Source organism: Psychroserpens sp. (assembly GCF_047633235.1).
Taxonomy (GTDB): Bacteria; Bacteroidota; Bacteroidia; order Flavobacteriales; family Flavobacteriaceae; genus Psychroserpens.
In genome coordinates, this window is sequence record NZ_JBLIET010000079.1 from 1 (window position 1) to 7,045 (window position 7,045).

Below are 7,045 nucleotides of genomic sequence, written 5' to 3' on the forward strand. Positions count from 1 at the left end.
ATTTATGTACTATGCGTTTTACTTCAGCATTGGATAAATGTTGTAAAACTTGCCTTAATAGAGCGCAGTCTCCAGAAGGTAAATCATCTACTGCAATATCCAAACAATGAAATTCTAAATCTTTCTCTTTAAACTTTTCTTTATTATATACAATGAGACCCTCTACAATATCTAATGCTATATACTTAGCAGTATACTTTACCAATGCTTTACCTACATTAAAATCTCCGCAGCCCAAATCACATACGACTAGAGGCCTTTTAAAAGTCATTAGAAATGATGTTAAAACATCTATATATGGATTCACTAACTCGGGACGATGTGACCCGTTACCAGAATAAAATGCAGAAGTATTAGAACCCCAAAGTTTCATTTTATAAACCTGCTCCATGGCGTCTTTAGTTGACCAAGGGGTCTTGATTTTTTTTATTATATTTTCTTTTTTATTCATAAACGCGACATCTGTCTACAAGCTATCCTTAATAAATCCTTACTTCTTTTTAAATTTCTTATTAATCATTTTCCTTTTCCATTGGTCTTCAAAGATCTCAAAAACATTTAGAGAATAGACTCCTAATATAACTCCCCAAGACAACAGTATCCATAAAAAAAATTCCAGTTTTCAGAATCGTTAAGTGCTACAATAAATGGAAGTACCAAACTTAAAATCGCTATTGTAAAAAGTTTATAAAACCCTTTCAAATTTTGAATGTATGATTCTTCTTTTCTAATCTGCTCTATATCTTCTTTCTTATCCGAATCTTTTATATTGATTTCAAAGACCGAAGCCAAAGATTTCAAAGACTCTAAACCTGCATTCTCTCCATTCTCAATTCTCAATTCTTTGAATAGTTCTTATACTTAATCCGCTCATTTCGGCCAATTGATCCTGTGACCAATGACGTTCTAATCTCATTTTTTTAATATCTCTTAAATTAATTGTATCCGAATTCATTATGTTGTTGGTCTATTATATTGATCATTCGACAAAGATAGACATTAACCAATCGTAACGATTACAATCAATATGACCGTTGCGAGACACCAAGCTTTTAAGTAATAATTAGCGACAAACACTGTCGTTGATAGCTTCGCCTCTACCAACTTATAAAACCAAACGAATACCTATTTGGTTCGTTTTGTTTCACTAATTTAATTCTAACCAAGTCAACATAAGAACAAAAGACACTAGAGAAATAAATCGCACAGAAACAGATTGGTTATAATTTTTAAAAACACGTTATATGAATAAGCTCTTAACTTTGTGTATTTCAATAGTATCTACTATTGGGTTTGGTCCATCACAAACAATTGATGCTATCAAAATGAAACCAACTGAACTACCGAAAGAATACAAGTCTTCGCAAGACATAGAATATCAAGCCATACAATCAAAACTGTTATACAAAAATCCAGAGATGTATCGTTTTATTCTTGGAAAGACAATCGAAAAGCAATTTCAAACTTTTGAGCATAAAGAAAAAAAAGGTTCCTTATCATATTTTGAATTTGATAGGGATGCTAATTAAGGAAAAAGATTTATAGAAGGTCTGCCTTGGGGAGGAGAGAAACCTAGCAAAGCACATCCTGAAACTATAATCATAAAAGGAAATGTTATGATAGTTTAAAGTTTGCCATATAAAAGTGACACAAGTAAAGAGCTGACTAAGAAAGTATCTTGAAGATAAAATATAGATTTGCTGATTTAAATCATAAGCAAGAGTTCTCGGTAATCTTGGAGAGGTTTCCCATGGAGCATAAGAAATGAGAAAAATCAACTGTATCAGTACACATCATAAAACTAAATTTCAAATACATCTCAAAACGACAACCACTACCCTCTTAATAGACTTGTTTTAAAAAATTTCACAAAAATTTGACACTTTTTTACATTTCATTTACCGATATAACTACCTATCAACCATATATTTGATAGAAATTAATCTCTAAACAGAACTCCTATGAACAAGACCACTATTATTTTCTGTACAAAACTAGCTATGCTAAACGTATTAGTATTTTGTTTCACAAGTTGTAAAAACACTATTAAAACTAATGATCCAAACTCCTCAAACAGTAATGACCTTGCTCTTATTAACTCAAATTTAGAACGTACGGCTAGCAAAAAAAACCCAGACTTGTATTACGGAGTAGATACACGATTTGAAGCCTATACAAAAGAAGACATCCATAAAGCCAAAACAATTTATGATTTTCTTACCAAAGAAGAGGCCCAACAAATAGCCTATATTAATTCTGTAGACGTTATTATCATTAAAGACAATGAGCAATCTAGAATACGTGAATATGGAACTAATGATCGTCTAACACCTGGGCAACTAAAACTTTTAAGAGCAACAGAGCACTTTAGTCATTTTACGATTAGAACCGAATTCAAAGAAAAAAACACTGAGAATGGTAATTTAGAAGAACGCTTTTTTGGTCCGCACATAACTGTTGTTCCTCAGAAGCAAGCCATTTATAGAGATGGTAAAGAATCACTTATCACCTATTTTAGGGAGAACAGTAAAGAGAGTATGAACGTTATCAAAGAAGACAAATTGGGCGCAATTAAACTCTCTTTTATAATAACAAAAGAAGGCACTATTTCAAATGTTCAACATGACGCAATGACAACGGGATACTCTTCACTAGATGACAAATTCATTGAACTCATTAAAAATATCCCAGGACTATGGATACCTGCCGAAAACTCTAAAGGAGAACACGTTGACCAAGAACTCGTATTTACTTTTGGACCAGCAAATGGTTGTTAATCAAAGAAACTCAATGGACTTAGTTATTTACAACTTCAGCATATAAATCAAAGTCTTCTGCTTCAATAACTTTTACAGTAGCGAACTCACCTGTTTTTAAATATGCAACGGTAGCATCAATTAAAACCTCGTTATCAACATCTGGAGAGTCAAATTCTGTACGACCAACAAAATAGTTACCTTCTTTTCTATCGATAACCACTTTGAATTCGTGTCCTATTTTTTGCTGATTCAATTCAAAAGAAATTTGAGATTGAATTTCCATAATCTGGTTAGCACGATCCATTTTCACTTCTTCAGGAACATCATCTACGAGGTTAAAAGCATGTGTGTTTTCTTCATGAGAATAGGTAAAACAACCCATACGCTCAAAACGCATGTCTTTAACCCATTGCTTCAACGTTTGAAAATCGGCTTCTGTTTCTCCTGGATAACCAACAATCAATGTTGTTCTAATGGTCATTTCGGGAACTGTTGCTCTAAATGCCTTAAGTAATTTAGTTGTTTTCTCTTGAGTTGTTCCACGACGCATACTTTTCAAAATTGAATCGCTAATGTGTTGTAAAGGAATATCTAAATAATTACAAATCTTAGGTTCGCGTTTCATAATATCCAACACATCCATTGGGAAACCTGTAGGAAAGGCATAATGTAATCTGATCCACTCAATACCTTCAACTTTAACCAAGTGCTCTAATAATTCGGCAAGATTACGTTTTTTATATATATCTAAGCCGTAGTAGGTTAAATCTTGAGCAATCAAAATCAACTCTTTTACGCCATTAGCTGCTAATTTTTCAGCTTCTATAACTAAATGTTCAATAGGTGTACTTTTATGTTTCCCACGCATTAATGGGATAGCACAAAAACTACAAGGGCGGTCACAACCTTCAGCAATTTTTAAATACGCATAGTTTTTTGGCGTCGTTGTCAAACGCTCACCAATTAATTCATGCTTATAATCTGCACCTAATGCTTTTAATAATTGAGGCAACTCTGTAGTACCAAAATATTCATCTACGTTAGGAATTTCTTTCTGTAAATCTGGCTTATAACGCTCACTTAAACAACCGGTCACAAACACTTTATCAACTTCTCCTGCTTCCTTCTTTTTCATGAATTCAAGAATAGTATTTACACTTTCCTCTTTAGCATTATTGATAAAGCCACAGGTATTAATAACGACAACATTACCGTCTTCTTCATGAACAACGTCCTTTCCGCTGGCTTTTAATTGTCCCATTAATACTTCACTATCATATACATTCTTGCTACATCCAAGTGTTACGACATTGATTCTGTTCTTCTTAAGTGATTTAGTTCTCATAGTCAAATTTCAGTTGGCAAAGATACGTAATGATTTGTGATTAAACGTTAAACCTTTTTTATCTTTAGAAGTCTTAAAACAAAATGAATACTATGAAATTATATAACCTTGTTATGGTCCTTTTGAGTTTAGGTTTAGTTTATAATTGTTCTTCGGAAGATAACATGCCTCAAACTGAAGATCCATCGCCAGACGAAAGCACCTATTTCCCTCCACTTTCTTCGGAAACTTGGGATAGCAAATCGCTGTCTGAAGTAGGATGGAATATTACTCAATTACAACCACTTTTAGACTTTCTAGAAGAAAAAAACACCAAAGGTTTCATAATACTTCATAACGGAAAAATCGTTGTCGAAAGCTACATGAATGGTCATAGCGAAACGTCTCCTTGGTATTGGGCAAGCGCAGGAAAAACCTTAACAACAACTGTAACTGGAATTGCAGAAGATGAAGGACTTTTAGATATTAACGATAAAGTTTCAGATTATTTAGGAACAGGATGGACGAGCATTCCGTTAGAAAAAGAAAATTTGATAACCTGTAAAAATCTACTTTCTATGGATTCTGGGTTGGACGATACTTTGGGTGACTCTATTTCCGCAGAAAATCTTCAGTACATCGCAGATGCGGGAAATCGTTGGGCATATCACAATGTATATGTCAAACTACAAGACGTCATTTCTAGCGCAAGCAATCAAACTTGGAACAGTTATTTTGATACTAATCTTAAAAATAAAATAGGAATGACTGGTGCTTGGATTCCGTTTGGAGATTTAAATGTTTATTGGAGTACTGTGCGAAGTATGGCACGTTTTGGATTATTGACGTCTGCCAATGGCAAATGGGAAGACACTCACATTGTATCTGAAAATTTCTTAAACGACGCTACGAACACATCGCAAGCTATCAATCAAGCATACGGTTACTTATGGTGGCTTAATGGGAAATCGAGTTATCATTTACCACAATCACAATTTGAGATACAAGGAGCGCTTATCCCAAATGCTCCAAGTGACATGTATTGTGCATTAGGTCGTGATGATCAAAAGATTTATATCGTACCAAGTAAAAAACTAGTCGTCATTAGAATGGGGGAAGCGGCGGAAAATGTAGATTTTGCGCTCTCATCGTTCGATAATAACTTGTGGGAAAAGATTACTTTAGTTATTGATTAATTATAATTAACAGGCGCTGTCCTCATTTCAGAGGCTTGTTCATAAACATAAGCCCATTGCAACAATTGCAGTTCTGTTAGTCGAGAACTAATAAATGTTAATCCCTTTGGCACTCCTCCGTCTGTATAACCCATTGGCACTGTAATTGCAGGATACTCTGCAACTGCTGCGTGACTAGCATGATAATTATTTATGGATAAAATACCATCCAAGTTATGAGCTTTCATTGGTTCATCAAAAAAGCATTTTCCATTAGTTTTGAGAGTAGTCTTAATTTTAGTGAATTCTTCTTCTGTTGCAGAATCATCAGCTATGCCTTGAAATAATGATTGTCCGTAAGGCATCACATTCAAACTGTCTTTATTATTGAAAGCCATAATATCTTCAATAGATGTATAACCAAGATTCTTATTTCCGTAGGTATTGAGATAGGCTACCAAATCTTTTTTCATATCGAGATTTAGTAATCTTAAAAATCCAGGAAGCGCAATGTCGAGAGCTTCTATCTCTACAATTTCTGCTCCTTGAGTTTTAAGAACATTAATAGCATTTGCATACAGCTCATCTTCCATTAGACTTTTAAAAGCACCAAAACGTTTCTTTTTAAATGACGCTTTTTCAAAATTAGATGGTGTGTAATATTTGACTGAAGGATCAAAAACAGACTTTGTATCTGATTTATCTTCACCAATTAAAGCATCTAGAAGAATAGCGTTATCCACGACATTTTTAGTAATTGGACCTGCTGTATCCAAAGTAGAAGAAATAGGTATAATCCCACTACGACTTAACAAACCAATAGTCGGTTTAAAACCTACAGTAGAATTTTGACTTGCAGGAGACAATATAGAACCAGACGTTTCGCTACCAATAGCAGCAGCACAAAAATTAGCTGAAACCGCAACACCACTTCCTGAGCTAGAGCCTCCTGTATCAATAACTTTTCTACCATAAGGATTCAACGTTTGACCTCCAATCGCTGAATAACCACTAGGGCAATCGCCACAGAAAAAGTAAGCCCATTCACTTAAATTCGCTTTACCTAAAATTAAAGCGCCTTTATATTTTAACTGGTTTACAATAAAAGCATCTTCAACAGTATTATCTTTCAACGCAACAGCTCCCGCGGTTGTTGGAATTCCGGCAGTATTTATATTATCTTTTAAAAGTATTGGCATCCCAAAAATTGGATGCTTAAGCATTTTATTAAGTAGTTCTCTATCTTTTTGTTTTGCTTCTGCGATAATATTTGGATTTAAGGCTATAACTGAGTTTAAAGACAACTCATTCTCTCTGTCAAATTGTCTAATACGATATAAATAAAACTTGGTGAGTTGCTCGTAAGATAATTTACGCGCATTGATGTGTTTTTGAATCGTTGGTATGTCTTGATCTAAAACCAATGGTTTTAATTCATTATATGTTGATTCTGTAAAATCTCTAAGGTCGTCCTTAAATACACCCCATAACTCTGAGTTATTTATATATTTAGAATCTAAGACCTTAAACTCTCTAAAAGATTTAGTAGAAATCGCACTTAAATCGTCAGGCACTCCGATATCATTAGTCGTGTTTTCTCTAGAGGTTTTTTCTTCGGAAGTTTTGCAGCTTGCTGCACACAAAATAAGACAACTTAATATTAGAAATCGCATAGTTAGAATTTTCAATAAAAATACGGAAAATTCAAATCAATCCTTACAAAAGAATAAAAGGCATCAAACCAAATTGTTTTGATGCCTTTGTATCCAAATTTAAATACTTGAATT

The 7,045-nt window shown here is 33.8% G+C and carries 9 protein-coding genes; 3 read left to right on the plus strand and 6 right to left on the minus strand.

Features of this window, described 5'->3' with window-relative positions:
- The 4 genes from ACJAZK_RS14435 to ACJAZK_RS14450 all read right to left on the minus strand — a co-directional run.
- The coding region (locus ACJAZK_RS14435; RefSeq protein WP_415224642.1) for a class I SAM-dependent methyltransferase at window positions 1-451 on the minus strand (451 nt) is incomplete at its 3' end.
- 39 nt (window positions 452-490) lie between these two features.
- Window positions 491-595 (minus strand): hypothetical protein, encoded by a 105-nt coding sequence (locus tag ACJAZK_RS14440; protein ID WP_415224643.1) that lies wholly within the window; start codon window positions 593-595, stop codon window positions 491-493.
- Window positions 574-840: a hypothetical protein gene (locus tag ACJAZK_RS14445; protein ID WP_415224644.1), complete on the minus strand. Its 267-nt coding sequence runs from the start codon at window positions 838-840 to the stop codon at window positions 574-576. The genes ACJAZK_RS14440 and ACJAZK_RS14445 overlap by 22 nt, the downstream gene beginning before the upstream one ends.
- The gene (locus ACJAZK_RS14450) at window positions 830-955 is read right to left on the minus strand and encodes a helix-turn-helix transcriptional regulator (protein WP_415224645.1); all 126 of its coding nucleotides are present in this window, start codon (window positions 953-955) and stop codon (window positions 830-832) included. The genes ACJAZK_RS14445 and ACJAZK_RS14450 overlap by 11 nt, the downstream gene beginning before the upstream one ends.
- Window positions 956-1,244: 289 nt before the next feature.
- Here ACJAZK_RS14450 and ACJAZK_RS14455 point away from each other — a divergent pair, with 289 nt between their 5' ends.
- Window positions 1,245-1,529, plus strand: a complete 285-nt coding sequence (locus ACJAZK_RS14455) for a hypothetical protein (RefSeq protein WP_415224646.1) — start codon at window positions 1,245-1,247, stop codon at window positions 1,527-1,529.
- Window positions 1,530-1,961: 432 nt separating this feature from the next.
- Complete coding sequence (locus tag ACJAZK_RS14460) at window positions 1,962-2,777, plus strand: hypothetical protein (RefSeq protein ID WP_415224647.1); 816 nt, start codon at window positions 1,962-1,964, stop codon at window positions 2,775-2,777.
- A gap of 19 nt (window positions 2,778-2,796) precedes the next feature.
- On the opposite strand, the gene rimO is transcribed toward ACJAZK_RS14460, so the two are convergent.
- Entirely contained in the window at window positions 2,797-4,104 is a 1,308-nt protein-coding gene (gene rimO, locus ACJAZK_RS14465) for a 30S ribosomal protein S12 methylthiotransferase RimO (protein ID WP_415224648.1), read from the minus strand.
- A gap of 92 nt (window positions 4,105-4,196) precedes the next feature.
- Between rimO and ACJAZK_RS14470 the strand changes: the two genes are divergently transcribed.
- Window positions 4,197-5,279: a serine hydrolase domain-containing protein gene (locus tag ACJAZK_RS14470; protein WP_415224649.1), complete on the plus strand. Its 1,083-nt coding sequence runs from the start codon at window positions 4,197-4,199 to the stop codon at window positions 5,277-5,279.
- Here the strand turns inward: ACJAZK_RS14470 and ACJAZK_RS14475 are convergent.
- Complete coding sequence (locus ACJAZK_RS14475) at window positions 5,276-6,931, minus strand: amidase family protein (protein ID WP_415224650.1); 1,656 nt, start codon at window positions 6,929-6,931, stop codon at window positions 5,276-5,278. The two genes, ACJAZK_RS14470 and ACJAZK_RS14475, sit on opposite strands and share 4 nt — an antisense overlap.
- Between the last annotated feature and the right edge of the window lie 114 nt (window positions 6,932-7,045).